The 20,557-nt window shown below is 54.3% G+C and carries 20 protein-coding genes and 1 tRNA gene; 18 read left to right on the top strand and 3 right to left on the bottom strand.

Going from position 1 to position 20,557, the window contains the following annotated elements:
- Positions 1 to 8: 8 nt before the first annotated feature.
- The 10 genes from INT32_RS09930 to INT32_RS09885 all read left to right on the top strand — a co-directional run bounded on the left by INT32_RS09930 (position 9) and on the right by INT32_RS09885 (position 8,491).
- Positions 9 to 932, top strand: a complete 924-nt coding sequence (locus INT32_RS09930) for a hypothetical protein (protein ID WP_193088578.1) — start codon at positions 9 to 11, stop codon at positions 930 to 932.
- Positions 929 to 1,957 (top strand): vWA domain-containing protein, encoded by a 1,029-nt coding sequence (locus INT32_RS09925; protein ID WP_193088577.1) that lies wholly within the window; start codon positions 929 to 931, stop codon positions 1,955 to 1,957. Before INT32_RS09930 ends, INT32_RS09925 begins: the two co-directional genes overlap by 4 nt.
- Positions 1,950 to 2,597, top strand: a complete 648-nt coding sequence (locus INT32_RS09920; RefSeq protein WP_193088576.1) for a hypothetical protein — start codon at positions 1,950 to 1,952, stop codon at positions 2,595 to 2,597. The genes INT32_RS09925 and INT32_RS09920 overlap by 8 nt, the downstream gene beginning before the upstream one ends.
- The gene (locus tag INT32_RS09915; RefSeq protein WP_193088575.1) at positions 2,597 to 3,703 is read left to right on the top strand and encodes a vWA domain-containing protein; all 1,107 of its coding nucleotides are present in this window, start codon (positions 2,597 to 2,599) and stop codon (positions 3,701 to 3,703) included. The genes INT32_RS09920 and INT32_RS09915 overlap by 1 nt, the downstream gene beginning before the upstream one ends.
- On the top strand, positions 3,700 to 4,227 hold the full coding sequence (locus INT32_RS09910) for an SRPBCC family protein (RefSeq protein WP_226816854.1): 528 nt from the start codon (positions 3,700 to 3,702) through the stop codon (positions 4,225 to 4,227). Before INT32_RS09915 ends, INT32_RS09910 begins: the two co-directional genes overlap by 4 nt.
- A 1-nt stretch (position 4,228) precedes the next feature.
- Entirely contained in the window at positions 4,229 to 5,212 is a 984-nt protein-coding gene (locus INT32_RS09905) for a YncE family protein (RefSeq protein ID WP_193088574.1), read from the top strand.
- 19 nt (positions 5,213 to 5,231) lie between these two features.
- The gene (locus INT32_RS09900; RefSeq protein WP_193088573.1) at positions 5,232 to 5,861 is read left to right on the top strand and encodes an aspartate kinase; all 630 of its coding nucleotides are present in this window, start codon (positions 5,232 to 5,234) and stop codon (positions 5,859 to 5,861) included.
- A 369-nt stretch (positions 5,862 to 6,230) separates the two neighbouring features.
- Complete coding sequence (locus INT32_RS09895) at positions 6,231 to 6,551, top strand: DUF485 domain-containing protein (RefSeq protein ID WP_193088572.1); 321 nt, start codon at positions 6,231 to 6,233, stop codon at positions 6,549 to 6,551.
- Positions 6,544 to 8,262: a cation acetate symporter gene (locus tag INT32_RS09890; protein WP_193088571.1), complete on the top strand. Its 1,719-nt coding sequence runs from the start codon at positions 6,544 to 6,546 to the stop codon at positions 8,260 to 8,262. The genes INT32_RS09895 and INT32_RS09890 overlap by 8 nt, the downstream gene beginning before the upstream one ends.
- 153 nt (positions 8,263 to 8,415) lie before the next feature.
- Positions 8,416 to 8,491: transfer RNA gene (locus INT32_RS09885), tRNA-Asn, on the top strand.
- A 328-nt stretch (positions 8,492 to 8,819) separates the two neighbouring features.
- On the opposite strand, the gene INT32_RS09880 is transcribed toward INT32_RS09885, so the two are convergent.
- Complete coding sequence (locus tag INT32_RS09880) at positions 8,820 to 8,912, bottom strand: YHYH domain-containing protein (RefSeq protein ID WP_226816884.1); 93 nt, start codon at positions 8,910 to 8,912, stop codon at positions 8,820 to 8,822.
- Between the two features lie 871 nt (positions 8,913 to 9,783).
- Between INT32_RS09880 and INT32_RS09875 the strand changes: the two genes are divergently transcribed.
- From INT32_RS09875 to ftsB, 8 genes are all read left to right on the top strand, one after another.
- Positions 9,784 to 10,182 carry a hypothetical protein gene (locus INT32_RS09875; RefSeq protein ID WP_193088569.1) on the top strand — a complete coding sequence of 133 codons (399 nt, stop codon included), beginning with the start codon at positions 9,784 to 9,786 and terminating at the stop codon, positions 10,180 to 10,182.
- A gap of 57 nt (positions 10,183 to 10,239) precedes the next feature.
- The gene (locus INT32_RS09870; RefSeq protein WP_014751249.1) at positions 10,240 to 10,629 is read left to right on the top strand and encodes a cupin domain-containing protein; all 390 of its coding nucleotides are present in this window, start codon (positions 10,240 to 10,242) and stop codon (positions 10,627 to 10,629) included.
- 9 nt (positions 10,630 to 10,638) lie between these two features.
- Complete coding sequence (locus tag INT32_RS09865) at positions 10,639 to 11,511, top strand: NAD-dependent protein deacetylase (protein ID WP_193088568.1); 873 nt, start codon at positions 10,639 to 10,641, stop codon at positions 11,509 to 11,511.
- A gap of 317 nt (positions 11,512 to 11,828) precedes the next feature.
- Entirely contained in the window at positions 11,829 to 13,481 is a 1,653-nt protein-coding gene (locus INT32_RS09860) for a CTP synthase (protein ID WP_193088567.1), read from the top strand.
- A gap of 10 nt (positions 13,482 to 13,491) precedes the next feature.
- Positions 13,492 to 14,349 carry a 3-deoxy-8-phosphooctulonate synthase gene (gene kdsA, locus INT32_RS09855; RefSeq protein WP_193088566.1) on the top strand — a complete coding sequence of 286 codons (858 nt, stop codon included), beginning with the start codon at positions 13,492 to 13,494 and terminating at the stop codon, positions 14,347 to 14,349.
- 111 nt (positions 14,350 to 14,460) lie between these two features.
- Positions 14,461 to 16,107 carry an MDR family MFS transporter gene (locus INT32_RS09850; protein ID WP_193088565.1) on the top strand — a complete coding sequence of 549 codons (1,647 nt, stop codon included), beginning with the start codon at positions 14,461 to 14,463 and terminating at the stop codon, positions 16,105 to 16,107.
- A gap of 283 nt (positions 16,108 to 16,390) precedes the next feature.
- The gene (eno, locus tag INT32_RS09845; RefSeq protein ID WP_014751242.1) at positions 16,391 to 17,677 is read left to right on the top strand and encodes a phosphopyruvate hydratase; all 1,287 of its coding nucleotides are present in this window, start codon (positions 16,391 to 16,393) and stop codon (positions 17,675 to 17,677) included.
- 30 nt (positions 17,678 to 17,707) lie between these two features.
- Positions 17,708 to 18,151 (top strand): cell division protein FtsB, encoded by a 444-nt coding sequence (gene ftsB / locus INT32_RS09840; protein ID WP_193088564.1) that lies wholly within the window; start codon positions 17,708 to 17,710, stop codon positions 18,149 to 18,151.
- 202 nt (positions 18,152 to 18,353) lie between these two features.
- On the opposite strand, the gene INT32_RS09835 is transcribed toward ftsB, so the two are convergent.
- Together INT32_RS09835 and hslO are read right to left on the bottom strand one after the other, a co-directional pair.
- Positions 18,354 to 19,268 carry a TadE/TadG family type IV pilus assembly protein gene (locus INT32_RS09835; RefSeq protein WP_193088563.1) on the bottom strand — a complete coding sequence of 305 codons (915 nt, stop codon included), beginning with the start codon at positions 19,266 to 19,268 and terminating at the stop codon, positions 18,354 to 18,356.
- A 347-nt stretch (positions 19,269 to 19,615) separates the two neighbouring features.
- Complete coding sequence (gene hslO, locus INT32_RS09830; protein ID WP_193088562.1) at positions 19,616 to 20,539, bottom strand: Hsp33 family molecular chaperone HslO; 924 nt, start codon at positions 20,537 to 20,539, stop codon at positions 19,616 to 19,618.
- Positions 20,540 to 20,557 lie beyond the last annotated feature (18 nt).

Below are 20,557 nucleotides of genomic sequence, written 5' to 3'. Positions count from 1 at the left end.
GAGGCATAATGAGAGGACGGATATGGCCTTTTCTGCTTTTTATTGCCGCTTTGTATTTTGCTGCTTCATTCGGTTCCTTGCACGCCAAAGTGACCCAGGTGCAGGTGGTTCCACCCAAACCCGCCGGATGGATACTGGGGGATGTGGTACCTGTTACGATCTATATTGACAGTATTGGCGGGACGCTACAGCAGTCTTCGCTACCCGAGCCAGGTCCGTTGAATTACTGGCTTGATCTGCGTTCAATAGACGTTGCCCAAAGCAAGTCGGGAGAAGGCACGCGTTACACGCTGACACTGAATTATCAGACGTTTTATGTTCCGCTGGATGTGAATCAGCGGGAAATTCCAGCATTGGATGTACTGTTTAGCGAGAGTTCGCAGTCGGAGTCGGTACGAATTGCCCCCCTGGTATTTTACATGTCGCCCTTGCGCGGAGTCGCCCAATCGGGCACATCTGTTTCAGAGCAAATTCAGCCTGATGCGCCGGCATGGCAGATTGGCGAGAAGCGGCTAAGGGCCGTTGCCACGGGCCTGGGTCTGCTCGCCCTGGGATTGCTGCTTGCACTTGCGGTTCATTATGCCATATGGCCTTTTCACCGTCGTCGGGCCAGACCATTTGCAAAAGCGTATCGTGCAATCAAAAAGCAGGCGCGTGCATCGGACTCTGAATCATACCGACATAGTCTGATTCAACTGCATCGTGCATTAGACACGTGTAATGAAGGACGCCTGCTATCGAGCGACGTCCCCGACTTCGTCCGGCAACACCCCGGACTGAAGCCGCTGCAGAACGAGATTGAACTTTTCTTTGCCGCGTCGGCTCGCACCTTCTTCGGCAATGACCAGCCAGTGGCCTTGACTGAGCTGACACGGTCCGGGCTGCTCCGAATTGCCAAACAATTGGCCACGGCAGAAAGGGGGGGCTTATGACATTTCTGTGGAGTACCCTGGCGGTCGATTTGCCGTATCTTCTCCTGCTGGCCCCACTGGCGCTGCTGCCATTTTTTCTTCGTCCCCGGCAAGTGTCAGATTGGCCCTGGCTTGGGACCGCCCAAGCTGACCGATTTTCCGACACCGTTGATATCGTGCTACGGGTTTTGGGCTGTCTGGCTTTACTTGCACTGGTTCTTTGCATGGCAGGCGTCCATTTGAAAGGAGGAACTATCCAGAAACTTGGGTCTGGCGCACATATGGTATTGCTGATTGATCGCAGTTCCAGCATGAACAGCAGTTTCGCGGGGCGGATGCCAACGGGACAAGAAGAATCCAAGGCGGCGGCGGCAAAAAGATTGCTCAAAGGCTTTGCCGGCGAGCGCGAACAGGATCGCATTGGCATGGTGGCGTTTTCCACCATGCCGCTCTATGTATTGCCGCTTACCGACAAACCTGAGGCGGTGGATGCTGCCATTAATGCCATCGACCGCCCAGGCTTGTCCTATACCGACATTGGTCGCGGTCTTGCCTTGGCGCTGTCCGAGTTTGACAATGATAATGATCCGCTTGCTTCCAGAGTGATTTTTCTGGTGTCTGACGGAGCGGCGGTGATTGATATGCGGGTTCAGAACGCTTTGAAAAAAGCGCTGGCAACCCGTCCGGTAAGCTTATATTGGCTGTTTCTGCGGACAGCGGGTGCAGCAGGTATTTGGGATGCCCCCTCCGACCCTGACAAAGACACCCCACAGGCGATGCCGGAACGCCATCTTGATATCTTTTTCAAGTCTCTCGGTATTAACTATCGGGCCTTTGAAGCGGAAAATGCCAATGATGTGGCGGCCGCGCTGGGTGAAATCGACAAGCTAGAGAAAGCGCCACTGCGATATACCGAACACATTCCGCGCACGGATCTGTCCGGCTATCTGTCAGGTCTTGTTGCCCTGATTCTGATGGTCCTGTTGATGGTGCATTGCGCGCAACGAGTCGTTGGCGCTGGCGCGACAAGGAGCGCAAATGGTTGATACTTCACGCTCTGGCAAGGAGCGCAAGCGCGCTTCATCACATCCGAAATATTTCGGCGAGCTGTATACCTGGGTTTTATGGCTCGGGCTGACGGCAGCGATTGCCGGTATGATTACTGCACTGGTTTTTTTACATAGAACACAGGCAGAGAATGCCGTCATTGGCCAGTTGGAAAATCGCAATGATATTGCCGTTTCGGAGCAGGCTGCGCCCGAGGTGTCCTTTGCCCGCTTGCGGTTTTTGACTGCAATCGGTCGCCTGGATGACGCATTGCCGTGGGTTGAGCTGCTTGCAGGGCGCGCTGTGCATGCAGACGGATCTGCGGCATCTCCCAAGGATCGTCTCATCGCCGCGCAGGCGCTGTACAACATGGGGAATGCACGGCTGCGTTTTGCCATTGCACTGCTTGGCAGCAGCAAAACAGAAGAGGCGCCATCGTCGGTTCGACTGGCCAAAGAGTACTATATAAGGGCATTAAGACTGGATCCGTCTTTCTGGAACGCCCGATATAATCTGGACATTGCTTCGCGGCTCGTGCGCGACCTGCCCGAGGGACAAATTTCGGATGAAGAGGAGTCGCCGGAAACGCCCAAGCGTCTCTGGACCGACTTACCCGGCTTGCCAAAGGGGCTGCCATAATGCCGGCATCTGTCTTCGACTATCGGTTCTGGCTGTTGGCTGCCGTGTTTTGTCTGGCAATTGCAGGCTGCTTCAGGCCTCAAATGAATGCCGAGCAGGACAGGCCGGAGCTGCTCTTCGTGATCGATATTACCGGCAGCATGAACGTACGTGATTACGGCGTCGAGGGCAATTTGCACAGCAGGCTTGATGAAGTTCGACTCAAATTGAAGCAAACGCTGGCTCGCCTGCCTTGCGGCAGCCGCGCCGGCCTGGCTGTATTTTCCGAGAGACGCTCGTTTCTGCTGCTCGAACCGGTCGAGGTTTGTGAAAACTTTGCCCCCCTTTCTGCCACGCTGGATGAGCTGGACTGGCGAATGGCATGGGAAGGCGACAGTTACATCACCAAGGGGCTTGAGTCAGGGCTGGAAATTGCAGATAGCCTGGGAGTAAGTCTGGTTTTCCTAAGTGATGGGCACGAGGCGCCGCCATTACCTGCGGCCCAGTCCGAAATCGGACACATGATGCTGCAGGGCGAAGCCCAGGTCAGGGCCCAGACGCTGAATACACAGACGGCGGCGGCACGAGAAGGTGCTTCCGAAAAAATGGCCGGTCTGATTGTTGGCGTGGGAGGCAGGAACCCCTCGCCCATACCGAAATTTGACGAGACAGGGCATCAGACTGGATTTTTCGGCGCCGATGAGGTTGAGCAGGAAAATCGCAGTGGCCCGCCACCGGCAGATGCGTCTAGCCGTGAGGGCTGGCATGCGCGAAATGCACCTTTTGGCGCAAGCGCCGCAACGGGGAACGAGCACTTGTCCTCACTTAAAGAATCGCATTTAAGAACACTGGCAACGGCTCATGGCATGACCTATGCAACATTAGGGGGTTCCGGTGCGCTGACCGAGTCAATCATATCAAATGCCAAAAAACATAAAGTGTTGAGCCCGATTCAGTTGGCTCCCTACCTGGCGGGGTTGGCCTGGGTGCTGCTTATCGTCTTTTATTTATCCGCTTATCTTATTAACCGTACAGCAGGCGCCAGACGTCGGCTGCACCCGGCAGCGAATTTTTCACGGCGCCGGGGCAAACCCGTTTCGTTCACTTCCCTAAGGAGATTTCATTGATTAGATCAACAATCGTTACTGTGCTGTTTTTGGCAACGGCCCTGGCACCTGCTTATGCTCATGGTCCGACACCCAAAAAAGTCGAAGAAAGTATCAGTATTTCCGCTCCTGTGGAAAAAGTCTGGGAGACGGCGGGTGCGTTCGGAGAAATTTCAAAGTGGCATCCGGACGTGAGTAAAAGTTCCGCAGACAAGGGCAATGAGCCCGGATCCGTGCGTGAGCTGACGCTTGAGAAAGGTGTTATCAAGGAAAGCCTGGATGAATATGATGCAGCAGCGCATTCGTACAGCTATAGGATGGATGGCGAAAATCTTGAGGCGCTTCCTGTCAGCTCCTACTCAGCGACCATGACGGTGGAGGCTGACGGCGATGGCAGCAAAGTGTCCTGGATTGGCCGATTTTACCGAGGAGACACGAGCAATGAACCACCGGAGAATCTGAATGATGAATCGGCGATCGCCGCCATGACGGCAATCTACAAGGACGGCCTTGCCGGTTTGAAGAAGACTGTAGAGGGTAAATAGTATGGTTGCTGGCTATATAAACGTACTGGTGAGGTCCTTTGGCACGATTGCTGGACTGTCGATCTTCTGTCTTGCCAACGCATCGTCGGCGGACAGGGTCAAAGAGTATGTTTATTTGGCCAGCCAGGATGGAAATACTGTCAGTATCGTGGATGTCGACACCAACGAAGTTCAGGCGCGTGTCGAGGTGCCGGAAAAGCCGGTATTCATTGCCGTGTCCAGGGATGGTCGGCGCGGTTATGTGACGCATCCCGATAGCGCAAAGATCTCTGTGCTGAATCTGGCAGACAAGCGAGTAGAGGCAGTCTATGACTTTCCGGGAGAGCCTTTCGCGGTAGCGCTGTCTGCCGATGAACAATCTCTTTTTGTATCCGACTGGAAAGGAAATGCGCTTGTGCGGATCAGTACTTATGACGGCACGGAAACGGGGCGGATCGCTGTCGGACAAGCACCGGCAGGTTTGACGCTGGATGCGGCATGCGAGCGGATTTTTGTTGCAGATCGGGGCAGCGCAACAGTTTCAGTGGTTAATGCGAAAGCGTGGAAACCCATCACCAGTGTTGCTGTGGGCGCCTCTCCATTTGCATTGGTAGCGCATGAGGGGCAGATATATGTGGCCAACGTCAAGGATAACACCATAAGCCGTTTGGAGGCAGACTCACTGAAAGAGACATGGCGGGTCAAGATGGAGGCCATGCCATATGGCATGGCCGTTACCGACGATGGCAAGCAAGTATGGGCAACAGCACAGCAAAAGGGCGTGCTTCAGCGGATCAGTGCGGACGGCAGCGTCGATAAGAATTCGGTCAAAGTCGGACGCTACCCTGAGGGCGTAGCCATTGTTGGCGGCCGTGCTTATGTAGCCAGTTGGTTTGATGATTCGGTTGTGGTTGTGGACTTGAATCAAACACGAGTCATCAAGAAAATCGCAGTGGATGCAGGGCCACGGATTGTGGTAACGCGTTCGTCTTGCAAAAAAGAATAATCTGACGCTAGGGGGGAGTATGTGGGTTGTAAAGCTTGATGGTAATCTGGCGCACGATAGAACCTTGAACCTGTGGCTTGCGCAGCTTGGAGCTTTGGGAGGAGGCAGAGTCATTATCGTTCCCGGCCGATGGCGCGGTGTTGAATTCATTCGCGACATGAAAAAGCAGTGGGGATTTGACAGTCTGGTAACACACAATATGCTGGTGCTGGCAAGGGCACAATACGGCCTGATGCTCACGGGATTGTCACCACAGCTGACTCCAGTTGTTAATGCCAGTGCAATTCGCAATGTTCTGCAGCGTGGCGGCGTCGCAGTCTGGATGCCGTTATACCTGATGCGCGAACAGGCTGACGAAATGACTTCAGTTTATATGTCGTCTGATTGCATCGCAGCCTGGTTGGCGAATCACCTGAAGGCTGAACGGCTGGTTTTGATCAAAACTCAGCCATTTTTCCCTAATGCCGGGATGCCACAGCATATTCGGGACGGTGTATTGAATCCTCAATTTGAGCAATATGCCCGGCAAATAGCCTGCCCAATCAATATATTGCATAAAAGTGAACTGGGGCGTTTTCATGACATGCTGCTCAATGGCGATGCTGGCGACATGTCTACCGGGTTCCCTCGAAATATGAATCTGACATGAAATCCGTAAACGCTATTGGAACGTTATGCATTGGGGAACGCTGAAAACGTTGTCAGAAGTCTGCACTCTTGGCCATTCAGCTTGCCCTGGCGCTCATGCCTCTTGACCGGACAGGGTTCGTCCGGGATGGTGGAGCAAGGTTGTGCAAGATCCATTGACGGGCCCGTCCTGAGCCGATCGCGCCAATAACGGCAGCGCCAAACATATATTTGGACGATGTTTTAAACGGATTATGGACAAGTATTGCTAGGGTATATCACTAATTGCAGAAATAAAGGGCTACAGGTAAAACGGTCATGTTTGCTGCATAAATGATAAGCATTTGAGAGCTACGATCAAAATTTAACGATACTTTCTGGGAGGAAAGATATGAGTGAGGATATCGTTCAACGGGTGATAGCGAGCCCGAAGTACAAGGAAATGACGCGAATGCGCAGCACGTACGGCTGGGTCTTTTCGATCATTATTCTGATTGCCTATTATGTCGGCTTTATCGGCATTATCGCCTTTGACAAGCAGCTGTTCGCCCAATCCATTAGTGGCGGCGCCATGACATGGGGTATTCCGGTGGGTTTTGGCCTGATGATCCTGATCATTGCGCTTACCGGCATCTATATTCTGATTGCGAACTCAAAATTTGACGAGATGGAACGCAGCTTGCTGAACGACGTAGGGGCAACTCATGAATAAAGGTGTGTCGCGGTTTCTGATCGGTATAGCATTTACCGGCCTGTTTTTATCCCTCGCTTATGGTGCAGACGCCATCGGTGAAACCACCAAGCAACAGGTCAATATAACGGCGATCATTATGTTCGTCGTTTTTGTTGGCCTGACGCTTTTTATCACCAAATGGGCCGCTGCCCGAACCAAATCTGCCTCGGACTTTTATACGGCAGGCGGCGGGATTACCGGCTTTCAGAATGGCCTGGCGATTGCGGGCGACTACATGTCCGCTGCATCCTTTCTGGGAATTGCCGCGCAGGTCATGGCCAGTGGTTATGACGGCCTGATCTACTCCATCGGCTTTCTGGTGGGCTGGCCTATCATTATGTTCCTGATGGCCGAGCGCTTGCGTAACCTGGGCAGGTTCACCTTTGCCGATGTCGCCAGCTACCGCTTTGCCCAGATGCCGGTACGTACTTTTGCCGCCTGCGGCACCATCGTGGTGGTGCTGTTCTATCTGATTGCCCAAATGGTAGGCGCCGGCCAGCTGATCAAGCTGCTGTTCGGTCTGGATTACTGGATTGCGGTTGTAATCGTGGGTGTGCTGATGATGGTCTACGTGCTGTTTGGCGGGATGACTGCCACAACGTGGGTGCAGATCATCAAAGCTGTCATGCTGCTTGCGGGCGCTTCGTTTATGGCCTTTATGGTAATGAAACTGAACAACTTCTCTTTTGAAGCGCTGTTTTCCAAGGCCATTGAGGTCAAGACCGCTGGCGCATTGGCTGCAGGTAAAACGGCAGAAGAGGCGGCCGCGGCAGGCAAGTCCATCATGGGGCCGGGGACGTTCATCAAAGATCCGATTTCTGCCATTTCCTTCGGTATGGCCCTGATGTTCGGTACTGCCGGTCTGCCGCATATTCTGATGCGTTTCTTCACCGTGCCCAATGCCAAGGAAGCGCGTAAATCAGTTTTCTGGGCCACAACCTGGATCGGGTACTTCTATGTGCTGACCTTCATTATCGGTTTCGGTGCGATCATTTTCGTTTCCACCAATCCTGATTTTCTTGATGCGAAGGGCGGCCTCATCGGCGGGGCCAATATGGCTGCGGTGCATCTGGCCGATGCCGTTGGCGGACATATTTTCCTGGGCTTTATCTCGGCCGTAGCTTTTGCCACGATTCTGGCTGTGGTGGCCGGGCTGACCTTGTCGGGCGCCTCTGCGGTATCACATGATCTGTATGCTTCGGTGTTCCGCAAGGGTAATGTCGATTCGGCGACCGAGCTGCGGGTATCCCGTATCACGACGTTCGTGCTGGGTGTGCTGGCCATTTTGTTGGGCATCCTGTTCGAGAAGCAGAATGTGGCCTTCATGGTGTCGCTGGCGTTTGCCATTGCGGCATCGGCCAACTTCCCGGTACTCTTCCTTTCTATTATGTGGAAGAAAATGACCACGCGTGGCGCCGTTATTGGCGGCTTCCTGGGGCTAATCTCCTCGGTTGTGCTGACCATCGTGTCGCCCGACGTATGGGAAGTAACATTGGGCAATCCTGCAGGCAGTGCGCTGTTCCCTTATAAGTCACCAGCGCTGTTCTCCATGATCATTGCCTTCGCTGGTATCTGGTTCTTTTCTATAACCGACAAGAGCAAGCGAGCCGCAGTCGATATTGCTGCATACGACGCCCAGCGCGTACGTGCAGAAACCGGTATCGGCAGCAGCAAGGCTTCGGCGCACTAAACAGCGCGTTATTGCCGGTAAGCACGCGACTTCGGTCGCGTGCTTTTTTATGGGCGTCGGCCAAATGCAACATTTTCGTAAAAAAGAATAGAGGATACAGCCAAGCGCTTGCATTGCCATCCGGTTTCTGGCTATAATTATTTTCTTAATTGATCCCCGATAGCTCAGTCGGTAGAGCGACGGACTGTTAATCCGCAGGTCACTGGTTCGAACCCAGTTCGGGGAGCCAAACAATTTTGTAGTAATATCAACGAATTAGCCACCTTAATAGGTGGCTTTTTTGTTGCCTGAAATAAATGTGGCTTATTCTGAGCGCAGACAAACCCAATATAGATGCTGCATAAAGGCTTCATATTTCACACAAATCCCAGTTACTCAATGAAAATAACGGATTTGGTATGGTTAGGGGAAAATTATTGGATGGTCAGCGGGGCGATCAATAACCGCTATTCAAAATGGTCTTTGGGGCCTGAGGTAGGCCGTCGGTTCAAAAACAGGTACGTGGTTTTGTTGTCCGTAGTCCTTTAGCGTAAAGGACTATGGTTTGTCATAACCAATTAGTGACAGTGCCGACTATTGTTTTTATTATCGTTGTGGCATCCATTTCGATCAGTACGACCACCATGGGCAAAAGATGTTGCGGTAAACATCAGCAAAAGCATCATTAATACGATTTTCTTCATTCCTATCTCCTTATGCATGAGCGCTCAGCATAGCCATGAATGTTACGTTATGACATAAGTATTTTCACTTAGTAATGATATTGAGCCTTTGGTTTTTGACATTTTCAGACAAGAAAATAGGTGCGCAGCAGAACAACTATAAGCCATGGGCAATGGGGTGATTCTAATTTTTTGCCGGCAGTGTCGAGACGAGACGGCACAAGCAACAGTGCGGATTTAACAGCGTTAGAGATGCTTTGATATTGGCGCGCTCATGTAATCACTGTGGCGGACGCAACGAAGCAATAACCTGCCCGTCGTTGTCAGTCGATCTTTGAGCATTCCCGAAAGGCATTTTGGGAAGCTGCAGATAAGTCAGGGTTTGGAACGATAGATCGCATCAGTTGGGCATGATCCATGTGCATTGTCATAAGCGAACCTGTCCGCTCGATACCAGTCCCTGTATCCTTTATCCGTTACATTCGACTTTAACCAGCGATCAAGCGCCGATCTTTCTTTTTTAACAGGTCTACACTGCGTTTACGTCTGCGAAATGACATGCTCATACGTGTTCCTTATTCGAGTTGTTAACGAAATAACACTGAAAATGTAACATATCGGCATGCAGACAGGACGAATACGGATAGAGCGCCGCCAGCTTGTCAGCCATGAAAGTCAGAGGCATTTTGCAGGATACCGAAAAGCAGTGGTCACGGTCTGTCAGCCAATGCAAAAAATTGTGGGATAATCTGTTTATTAAACTGGGTATGAGCGGGTGAAAAATGCAGCACGATATGGCGCAATTGTCTGGCGGTGTATGGTAGTTGCGATCGTTCCGACCCCTGTTCAGGAGTGAATAATGAAGAGAATGCGATGGCTGTTGCTGGGATGCCTGATCAGTGCAGGGCTGCTGGCGTGCAGCGTCCCCAGTAAAACCGACCTGATGGGAAATGCCGATTATTTTGATCCGGTCTTTCTCAATAAAAGCCTGATCAAGGACAAGACCACGGTGGCCCAGGCCATCCAGATTTTTGGCGAGCCCGATCGCACAACCCGCAATTCCAATAACGAAACCTCGCTGATGTATGCGCGCAAGTCATCTGGCAGCATGGCCGGTAATATGGTTGGTGCCGTGCCGGTCGTTGGCCCCATGGTTGATTCGGCTGGCCGGCTGCTCAGCCCCGGCAAAGCCGATGTGGGCAAGCAGGTATTGGAAATTAAATTTGTCAATGATGTGTTTCAATCCTGGGAAATGTAAATCCCGGGCCGATAGGAGTCCGTATTGCGGACCCGTTCACTTTATGGAGTAAGTCGTATGAAAGGTTTTGTCGATGATATCGAAGAATTGACCGTGAACAATGATCTTTACCGCAAGGTGCTTTATACGGGGAAAAACCTGCAGCTGGTCCTTATGACGCTGCAACCTGGTGAAGAAATCGGGGAAGAGGTTCATGAAGGCCATGATCAGTTCTTTCGCATCGAAGAAGGCAAGGGCAAGGTCGTGATTGACGGACAGACGCATGCCATCGAGGACGATGACGCGGTGATCGTTCCTGCCGGTGCCCGTCACAATGTGATCAATAGCGGCGATCAGCCCCTGCGTTTGTACACGATTTACGGGCCGCCCGAGCATCGTGATGGCGTGGTGCATGCCACCAAGCAGGATGAGCAGGAAGAGCATTTTGATGGCAAGACCACGGAGTAGGTCGGGTCTATGACAGCGCCGGCCATCGCCGATCTGCAGGCTTTCGTGCAGCAGCACGCGGGCCTGTTGGTGATTACCGGCGCCGGCTGCAGCACCGATTCAGGCATTCCGGCCTATCGTGATACCGAGGGCGCATGGATGCGGCCGCCGCCGATGACGTTTCAGCAGTTCATGGGCTCAGAGGCGGCGCGCCGGCGCTATTGGGCGCGCAGTATGGTGGGCTGGTCGATGTTTTCCGGCGGCAAGCCGAATGCGGCGCATTACGCCTTGCAATCGCTTGAATCCAAGGGCTACACAGGTCTGCTAGTGACGCAGAATGTTGACGGCCTGCATCGGCAGGCTGGTCAGTCCCGGTTGCTCGAGCTGCATGGATCGCTGGCAGACGTGGTCTGTATGCATTGCAATAGCAAGCTTGATCGCGTAAGTTATCAGCAGCAACTGCTCACTGAGAACCCCTCCTGGGCGGATATGACCGCTGCCATGGCACCGGATGGCGACGTGGATCTCGAGACTGATTTTTCTTCTTTTCGCATTCCGGCCTGTGGCCAGTGTGGCGGCATCCTGAAGCCGGACGTGGTGTTCTTTGGCGAAGCGGTTCCGCGCGCCCGCGTCGATGCGGTCTATCAGGCCCTGGAGCAGGCCAGCGCCGTCCTGGTGGTCGGCTCCTCGCTGATGGTTTATTCGGGCTATCGTTTTGTGCGCGACGCCGCCAGACAGGGCAAGCCGGTGGCGGCCATCACGCTGGGTAGAACGCGGGCCGATGCAGTGCTTGCGCTGAAACTGAATGCTGGTTGTGCTCCGCTCCTGACTGCGCTTGATGCCGTTCTGGCACAGGGCGCACAGGTCGGCGACGTTTGTTGGGATCGGTTGGCGGCGGTATAGGATAACCCGTATGGGGAAGCCGAAAGGTGCAGTCCGTATTAGAGGGATTCCGTGTAAAGGGATTCCGCTTAGACGCTACATGTAAAGGGTGGTTGCCCATAGGGATAGCAGGCCAATGGTCGCAAAAAAGGCAATGACGTAGCAAAGCAGCATAAGCAGGGTTTTTCGTTTTCGGTCCATGATCTTTTCTTGATATTTACATCTGTCATTATACGACCTGTTTTGAACCGAAGGCCTTCGGTGCCATACAAAAGCGGCACGCTCAAGCTATAATTCAAATTTCCTGCTACGGCCCTTTTCGCGGGGCCCTTACTCCAATGACAAAGTATGTATTCGTTACCGGCGGCGTGGTCTCTTCGTTAGGCAAGGGAATCGCCGCCGCGTCGTTAGCGGCTATCCTTGAATCGCGTGGCCTGAAGGTGACCATGCTCAAGCTGGACCCGTATATCAACGTGGATCCGGGTACGATGAGCCCCTTGCAGCACGGTGAAGTATTCGTCACCGAAGATGGCGCCGAAACCGATCTTGACCTCGGCCACTACGAGCGATTCATTTCGGCTCGCATGCATAAATCCAATAACTTTACCACTGGCCAGATTTACGAATCCGTGCTGCGCAAAGAGCGTCGGGGCGACTATCTGGGCAAGACCGTGCAGGTTATTCCTCATATTACAAATGAAATTCAAGATTTCATCATCCGTGGCGCAAGGCAGGCCTGGGATGGCCAGACCGACGTGGCGATTGTGGAAATCGGCGGCACGGTCGGGGATATCGAATCCCTGCCATTTCTGGAAGCGGTGCGGCAAATGAGCCTGCGCCTGGGTCGCAATGGCGCGGCTTTCGTGCATTTGACGCTGGTGCCGTTCATCGCTTCTGCGGGCGAGCTCAAAACCAAGCCTACTCAGCACTCGGTGCAGAAGCTGCGCGAGATCGGTATTTATCCGAACGCGTTGCTTTGCCGTGCCGACCGCGAAGTACCCGAAGACGAGCGGGCCAAGATTTCTCTGTTTTCCAATGTGCCGCTGGATGCCGTTATTTCCGTATGGGATGCCGATTCCATTTACAAAATCCCGTCCATGTTGCATAACCAGAAACTTGATGAACTGGTTTGCGATGCGCTGGCCATTTCTCCGCCCTCGGCCGATCTGTCTATGTGGGACGGTCTGATCGATGCGCTGGAGCATCCGCAGCATGAAGTGCACATCGGTATGGTCGGCAAATATGTCGATCTGACCGAATCATACAAATCGCTGATCGAAGCCCTGCAGCACGCCGGTATTCATACCCGTTCCAAAGTCATTATCGATTATATTGATTCCGAGGATCTGGAAGAAGGCGCAGTTGAAAAGCTGGCCTCGCTGGATGCCATTCTGGTGCCCGGCGGTTTCGGCAAGCGTGGAACCGAAGGCAAGATTCGCGCGATACAGTACGCGCGTGAAAACAAGGTGCCATATCTGGGGATCTGTCTGGGCATGCAACTGGCCGTTATAGAGTTTGCCCGGCATGTGGCCCAGCTTGGCGGCGCCAACAGTACCGAATTTGATCCGGCAGCCCCGCATCCGGTCGTGGCACTCATCACCGAATGGATGGATCGCGAAGGCAAAGTGGAAAAGCGCACGGCGTCTTCCGATCTGGGGGGCACGATGCGCAAGGGCGCCCAACGTTGCCCGGTCAAGGAGGGAACGCGCGCCTATGAAATATATGGTCCGGAGGTCAATGAGCGCCATCGTCACCGCTATGAGGTCAATAATGTTTATGTGCCGCGTCTTGAAGAAGCCGGTATGGTCATCAGCGCCCGTACACCGACCGAGAACCTGCCTGAAATGATGGAAATCCCGACCCACCCATGGTTCATGGGGGTCCAGTTCCATCCTGAATTTACTTCTACGCCGCGTAACGGCCATCCGCTGTTCTCCAGCTTTATCCGGGCAGCACTGGACAACCAGAAACAGCGGCAGAACCAGGGATAAGGATATCACCATGAATCTTTGCGGCTTCGACGTGGGTCTGACCAAACCGTTTTTTCTGATTGCCGGCCCATGCGTGATCGAATCGCGCCAGATGGCGTTCGATACCGCGCGTTCCTTGCAGGATATCACCGAGCGCCTTGGCATTCCATTCATCTACAAAAGTTCTTTTGACAAGGCGAATCGCAGCTCGGGCGCCTCTTATCGCGGTCCGGGAATGGACGAAGGCCTGCAGATTCTGGCCGATATCCGGGAACAGCTCAATGTCCCTGTCCTGACTGATGTTCATGACATTACGCAGGTAGAGCGCGTCGCCGCTGTCGTTGATGTGTTGCAGACCCCGGCTTTTCTGTGCCGCCAGACTGATTTCATTTCGGCTTGTGCAGCCACCGGCAAACCGGTAAATATCAAGAAAGGACAGTTTCTGGCGCCGGCCGATATGCTGCAGGTCGTGGCCAAGGCCAAAGCCGCCGCCATCGCAGCCGGTGGCGATGGCGCCAATATCATGGTCTGCGAACGCGGGGCTTCTTTCGGCTATAACAATCTGGTCTCGGATATGCGTTCGCTTGCGATCATGCGCGCAACCGAATGTCCGGTTGTTTTTGATGCGACGCATTCCGTGCAGTTGCCAGGTGGTCAGGGTACGTCGTCTGGCGGTCAGCGTGAGTTTGTGCCCGTGCTGGCGCGGGCTGCCGTTGCGGTAGGGGTATCCGGTCTGTTTATGGAAACGCATCCGGATCCTGCCGTGGCGCTGTCTGACGGCCCCAATGCTGTGCCTCTGGCGCATATGGAAGCCCTGTTGCGCTCGCTCACTGACATTGATCGTATTGTCAAAGGCCAGGGTTTTATCGAAGACCAGTTCGGCGCCTGATTGCGTTGTTCGCTCGTGACATGGATATTGACAGGCCGGCAGGCGTTGTCAGTCAGGTGGCAAACATAGCCCGGTGAGCGTTGATGCCGGCGTTTACTTTGAACGGGAAGTATGGTTACCAGAACAATCGAAGTGAATGAGGAAAAATCGGCATCGGGGCGATTGCTGCCGTTTCGGCAATCTTTGATGGCTGTGCTGGGCATCTGTTTTGTCGGTATGCTGGTGGGGCTGGATCAAACCATCGTCGGTACCGCCTTGCCCACCATCGTGGCAGAGCTCAATGGTTTTGAACTATACGCCTGGGTCGGCACTTCCTATCTTCTGGCCTCTGTCATTACGGTTCCTATCTGTGGTCGCCTGAGTGATTATTACGGACGCAAGCCATTTGTGGTTGCGTCCGTTATTATTTTTACCATTGCTTCGATGCTTTGCGGCATGGCCGGCAGTATGACGCAACTGGTGCTGGCCCGGGCCTTGCAGGGTATTGGTGGCGGAATGCTGGTCGGCACCGCCTTTGCCTGTGTGCCGGACCTGTTTCCGGATGCCAAGGTGCGCCTGCGCTGGCAGATTCTGCTCAGTTCTTCTTTTGGCATTGCCTCGGCCATCGGCCCGTCCCTGGGCGGGTTTCTGACCGAATATTACGGATGGCGTTCGGTTTTCTATGTCAATCTGCCGGTGGGCCTGGTCAGCCTGTTCTTTATCTGGCAATATCTGCCGCTGATTCGTTACAAGCGTGAACAGACAATCCGTCTGGACTGGCAGGGGGCGGTGCTGATCGCGCTGTTCCTGGGCTGTCTACAACTGGCGGTGGAACTGTTTGCCACGCATGGCGTTTCCTGGCAGGTCGGCTTGTTTTCCGTTGTGTCCGTTCTGGCGTTTATTGTCCTGATACGCTGGGAGCGCCGCTGTGCTTTTCCGCTACTGCCGCTGGAAGTGTTTCGCGATCGCAGTCTTGGCACCATGTTCACCTTGTCGCTATTGACCGGGTTTGTGATGTTTGGCATGCTGTTCTATATCCCGCTGCTGCTTCAGGGCGGCTTCGGCTATTCTCCCAACGACGCCGGCATGCTGGTCACGCCGTTGGTAGTATGCATTACCGTGGGCAGTATCCTGAGTGGCCGGATCGTTATTCGCCTGGCCCGGCCCAACTGGATTCTGTATATCGGCTTTGTATTGACGGCGATTGCCGTGGCGGGCGTGGTCTTTTATGATCGTGATATGTCGCAGTTGGTCTTTTTGCTATATATGACGCTCGGCGGTGTCGGTCTGGGTTTTATTATGCCCAACCTGACAATTTTCAGCCAGGAGCTGTCCGGCCGCAATAACCTGGGCATTGTGACGGCGCTCGTGCAGTCCATCCGCATGATTGGCGGCATGCTGGGAACGGCTATTATCGGCACGATGGTCAATTACTATTATGTCGCCGGCATTCAGGCCGATGCAAACAAAATGGGGTCCCAGCAGCTGCTTCTGGCCCTGTCTGATCCGCAGTTACTGGTCAGGACAGACAGCCAGGCGGGGCTGATTACTGAAATGGCCAGCCTGGGGCAGGATGCGCTTCCGTGGCTGCAGCTGGCGCGCGAACATATGGTGGACGCGATCGAATCAGGCCTGATTGTGGTGTTTGCGGTAAATGTGATTGCCCTGTTGTGGCTCTACAGGCTGCCGCTGATCCGCTTTACCAGTCTGGGCAACACCGTGGCCGAGCCACCTGCTGGCCGTCGCCGGCGGCGGCTGCGGGGCAAGGACAACGGCTAGTCGGGAAAAGTATACGGCCAACGTAGTAAGCAGTCGCAAGTTTAGAAGTGGCAGGTAACAGGTAATACAATGGAGCGGTGGTCGGCGCCAGGCACGCTACGGCATGATCTGGTTGCGCAGTTTGCCGCTTTACCTGCCGGCGATTGTCCAGGCTAAAATGTAAAAAAAGGATACAAGTTCATTTGCCAGCGGATGCAAAATTACAAGATTGGCTGAGTAAGGTACAATCTACGCAATAAAACCCCATCAAAATCACTGTTTATCAGGCAGGAAAGTCATTACCATGAGTGCAATTGTTGATATTATCGGTCGCGAAATCCTGGATTCCCGTGGGAATCCAACCGTAGAGTGTGATGTATTGCTCGAATCCGGCGTTATGGGGCGGGCCGCAGTACCGTCTGGCGCCTCTACTGGTACCCGCGAAGCTGTTGAATTGCGGGACGGTGACAAATCCCGTTACCTGGGCAAGGGCGTGCTCAAGGCAGTGGAAAACGTCAATACTGAAATTTCCGAAGCGCTCATGGGCCTGGATGCTCAGGAACAGACCTTTATTGACCACACCCTGATTGATCTGGATGGAACCGAGAACAAGGAACGCCTGGGCGCCAACGCACTGCTGGCAGTCAGTATGGCCGTTGCCCGTGCCGCAGCCGATGAGTCCGGTCTTTCCCTGTATCGCTATTTTGGCGGCAGCGGTCCCATGAGCATGCCTGTGCCCATGATGAATGTCATCAACGGCGGCGCCCATGCCAACAATACGCTCGATATGCAGGAATTCATGATTCTGCCGGTTGGCGCCACCAGTTTCCGTGAGTCGCTGCGCATGGGTGCAGAGGTTTTCCACGCCCTGAAAAAACTGATCCATGGCCATGGCATGTCTACGGCGGTGGGCGATGAAGGCGGCTTTGCGCCCAATGTGGCTAACCACGAGTCGGCCATTCATCTGATTCTGAATGCGATTACTGAAGCCGGCTACGAGCCTGGCACCCAAATTGCGCTGGGCCTCGATTGCGCCAGTTCCGAGTTTTACCGCGACGGCAAATATCATCTGGCCGGCGAAGGCAATATTTCCCTGACTTCGGCCGAGTTTGCCAATTTGCTGGCCTCCTGGTGCGACAAATACCCAATCATCAGTATCGAAGACGGGATGGCGGAAAACGACTGGGATGGCTGGAAAATCCTCACGGACCAGCTGGGCAAGAAAGTGCAACTGGTGGGCGATGATCTGTTCGTTACCAATACGAAAATCCTGAAGGAAGGCATCCAGAAAGGCGTTGCCAACTCCATTCTTATCAAGATCAACCAGATCGGTACACTGACAGAAACCTTTGCTGCCATTGAAATGGCCAAGCGAGCGGGTTATACGGCGGTCATTTCACACCGCTCCGGTGAAACCGAAGACTCCACCATTGCCGATATTGCCGTGGCTACCAATGCTATGCAGATCAAGACCGGCTCCCTGTCTCGTTCGGACCGTATGGCTAAGTACAACCAGTTGCTGCGTATCGAGGAAGAACTGGCAGAAGTGGCCCGCTTCCCGGGTCTGGATGCGTTTTACAACATCCGTTAAGCGCTGCGGCGCGAGTATTGAGCATTTGTCATGCGCTTACTATACCTTGCCCTGATGGTTGCCTGCGTAGCCATACAATATCCGCTGTGGTGGGGGGAAGAAGGGTGGGCGCGCGTGACAGTGCTTAAGCAGCAACTGGAAGCCCAGGAAGAGAAGAACAAGGCATTGCTGACTCGCAACAATGCAATGGATGCGGAAGTACATGATCTGAAAACGGGTACCGATGCGCTTGAAGATCGCGCCCGTATTGAAATGCGCATGATCAAAAAAGACGAAACGTATGTGCAGATCCTGACGCCGAATGAGCCGCAACCCGATGTGCCGGTCAGCTACGAGGTACCGGGGACATCCAAGGCCAAGACAGCTTCTACTGCGGCAGCCAAATCCCAGGCAAAAGCAACGGCTGCCGGCAATAAGCGGACAAAGTCCGAGAGCCGCAAGCCGGCCAGGTCTTCAAAACCGACGCAGCAATAGCAGTCAGGAATAAGCATTTCCTGTTGGTGTCGCTCGTGCCGTCTAAACTGATTCAGGACTGAGCCAAATCCGGATCTGATCGAATCAGAACCAGACCAAATTAGCGTTAGATCGAATCAGTACCAAGCCGAATCAGGCCAAGTTAATACAATCCCGAATGCCACGTTGTGTGCCTGCCGTACTGCGCGCTTGTTTGCAGCACTTATGGCAGGCAGGCCGACTCGGCGGGCAGGGCATTTTCGGGAGCCTCATAGTTTGTAGGCGTTGCGCCAGGCTGGTGCTGGCTACCCGTCGCAACGGCATCAGTCCTGGCCTGCGAGGCTGGCCTGCCGCCGGGGAGCGTTGCGTTGGGCGTTGCCGGGTCGGAGGCAATGCTACCCATTGCGTCGCCGTTGCCACCACTGGCCTCGGTGGTTGGTTTGCGTAGTGGTCCTGGTGAGTTGGCAAACGCACTAAGCTGCTTGTAGCGAACGTGGGTCGTTTCTTCGGACAACCAGAGAACCGGATGCGATTGCATTTCAATTGTGATTGCCGCGCTTATTGGCAGCGCACCGTGGGTGGCCAGTGGCGATCCGGATGTGCTGATTGCACCGAACAGGGTGCGCAACAACGTGCGCATGCCCGGCACCACCGGCACATACAAATAGCGTGCCTGCAGTTGCAGGGTGTTGGCATCGTAGATCGTGCTGCCCGATACCGGGCCGCGTGGATATTGTTGATGTTGCCTGTGCTGATAATTGTTATTAATGGCTGGATTGCCGGTTTTCACGGCAATGGGAAGATCCTTTTGCATGAAATCGGCAAATTCGGCAACGTTGGGATGAGTAATGGCAATGTCCCATGCAAGCCGGTCACTGTCTTGCTCGAATCGTTTCTGCAGGTGGAGCATCCGCTCACGCGGGCTGCGAAAAGTGCCCGCCGGCGCATACAGCGGAGCCAGCGCATCCAGGAATGCATCTTCGATCGCCTGCGGCCTGGCGTGGTTCACGCTGCCGGCGCGGCTGGCCTCAAGCAGTGCAAGACTGACGGCTTCACGCGCCATATACCAGCGCGAGGCTTCGTAGCTGGCCATGGCCGCAAACAACAAGGGAAGGGCGACAACGAGAAATTCTACCATTGCAAAGCCATGCTGGCGTGCCAACGAGGGCGCTGTTGTTTTTGATGGCACGCCGCCAGGCCGGCATGGCTGGGCAAGCGCAGGGTAGCGCGGGCAGAACGAAAAAAGTATGAGCGGGAAGGTATATTGCATCCCCGCAGTGTGCGTAAAACGAGGGCAAATGTATAGTGTGGATTCCTACGCTGGACAAGTATGCGTTGCGGTCGCCGGGGCGTGCCGCGGGTGACGATGGCAAGAACCAGGGTTACCACAATCGTATTTGCCAGTAAGGGAAGGCAGCCGCCCGAGCGACAGCGTACCGTCCATTGCCGCCAAACTCCAGGCGTGACGGCCCGTTGCGCCCGCGCTTAATGCGCTATGGGTTCGGGCGGATCCTCGGGCGATTGGCCATCTATAAACAGACGGGCACAATCGATCGCGTCGAACGTATATGGCTTGCCGCAGAAATTGCAGGCGATGTCGATTTTTTCCTGTTCACTCAGAATGCTCTCGATTTCGGCTTGGCCGAGCATCTTGAGCATATTGCCGACGCGTTCACGTGTACATGGGCAAAACCAGCGTACCGGTTGCGGCTCGAAGGTGAGCAACGGCTCTTCCCAGAACAGGCGATGGATCAGTGTCTCAGGAGACTCGCTGAGCATTTCCTCCTGAGTCAGGGTCTGGGCCAGAATGCGCGTGCGCTGCCACGATTCCTGGTGGGCTTCGGCATCATCGGCCGTACCACCATGGTCGGGCAGTCGCTGCAGCAACAGACCGGCAGCGCGTTGCGCGTTGGCGGCCAGCCAGATGCGCGTATCGAGCTGTTCTGATTGTTTCATATAATGCTCCAGGACCTGGGCGACCGAATCGCCTTCCATGGGCACTACACCCTGATAGGGTTGTTGGCCTTCCTGCCGGTCTGTCGGATCCAGAATGACTATAAACCGACCATTGCCGTTGACGTTGAGCAGCGACTGGAATGTGGCATTGTCGGGAACCACAAATTCCTGACGCAACTGTACGGTGGCGCGCAGGCTCAGGTCGGATTGACATTCGACTACGATCAGGGCCAGTGGCCCGTCTCCCTGCAGTTGCAATACGAGCGAACCATCGAACTTAATGTTCGAGGCCAGCAGCACCGAGGCTGCACACAGCTGCCCCAGCAGGTCGCGAACGACCGGCGGGTAGCTCTGATGCGCCAAGCCGGTATGCCAGGTCTCGGTCAGGTCGACGGTCTGGATACGGGTGCTGCGGTCGTCAAGCAGGTATTTCTGTAATTGGTCAGTCGTCATGGCAGGGTGGCACAGGGC

It is taken from the genome of Advenella sp. FME57 (assembly GCF_014897675.1).
Lineage (GTDB): Bacteria > Pseudomonadota > Gammaproteobacteria > Burkholderiales > Burkholderiaceae_B > Advenella.
The sequence above is the reverse complement of the archived record's forward strand: the minus strand, read 5'-3'. Positions and strand labels throughout refer to the sequence as shown.

Coding starts and splice junctions, on each gene's coding strand:
- INT32_RS09860 (WP_193088567.1), top strand. CDS start 11,829: ATGACAAAGTATGTATTCGTTACCGGCGGCGTGGTCTCTTCGTTAGGC.
- INT32_RS09875 (WP_193088569.1), top strand. CDS start 9,784: ATGAAGAGAATGCGATGGCTGTTGCTGGGATGCCTGATCAGTGCAGGG.
- INT32_RS09920 (WP_193088576.1), top strand. CDS start 1,950: ATGGTTGATACTTCACGCTCTGGCAAGGAGCGCAAGCGCGCTTCATCA.
- eno (WP_014751242.1), top strand. CDS start 16,391: ATGAGTGCAATTGTTGATATTATCGGTCGCGAAATCCTGGATTCCCGT.
- INT32_RS09835 (WP_193088563.1), bottom strand. CDS start 19,268: ATGGTAGAATTTCTCGTTGTCGCCCTTCCCTTGTTGTTTGCGGCCATG.
- INT32_RS09865 (WP_193088568.1), top strand. CDS start 10,639: ATGACAGCGCCGGCCATCGCCGATCTGCAGGCTTTCGTGCAGCAGCAC.
- INT32_RS09915 (WP_193088575.1), top strand. CDS start 2,597: ATGCCGGCATCTGTCTTCGACTATCGGTTCTGGCTGTTGGCTGCCGTG.
- INT32_RS09870 (WP_014751249.1), top strand. CDS start 10,240: ATGAAAGGTTTTGTCGATGATATCGAAGAATTGACCGTGAACAATGAT.
- kdsA (WP_193088566.1), top strand. CDS start 13,492: ATGAATCTTTGCGGCTTCGACGTGGGTCTGACCAAACCGTTTTTTCTG.
- INT32_RS09930 (WP_193088578.1), top strand. CDS start 9: ATGAGAGGACGGATATGGCCTTTTCTGCTTTTTATTGCCGCTTTGTAT.
- INT32_RS09880 (WP_226816884.1), bottom strand. CDS start 8,912: ATGTTTACCGCAACATCTTTTGCCCATGGTGGTCGTACTGATCGAAAT.
- INT32_RS09925 (WP_193088577.1), top strand. CDS start 929: ATGACATTTCTGTGGAGTACCCTGGCGGTCGATTTGCCGTATCTTCTC.
- INT32_RS09890 (WP_193088571.1), top strand. CDS start 6,544: ATGAATAAAGGTGTGTCGCGGTTTCTGATCGGTATAGCATTTACCGGC.
- INT32_RS09905 (WP_193088574.1), top strand. CDS start 4,229: ATGGTTGCTGGCTATATAAACGTACTGGTGAGGTCCTTTGGCACGATT.
- hslO (WP_193088562.1), bottom strand. CDS start 20,539: ATGACGACTGACCAATTACAGAAATACCTGCTTGACGACCGCAGCACC.
- INT32_RS09900 (WP_193088573.1), top strand. CDS start 5,232: ATGTGGGTTGTAAAGCTTGATGGTAATCTGGCGCACGATAGAACCTTG.
- INT32_RS09850 (WP_193088565.1), top strand. CDS start 14,461: ATGGTTACCAGAACAATCGAAGTGAATGAGGAAAAATCGGCATCGGGG.
- INT32_RS09895 (WP_193088572.1), top strand. CDS start 6,231: ATGAGTGAGGATATCGTTCAACGGGTGATAGCGAGCCCGAAGTACAAG.
- ftsB (WP_193088564.1), top strand. CDS start 17,708: ATGCGCTTACTATACCTTGCCCTGATGGTTGCCTGCGTAGCCATACAA.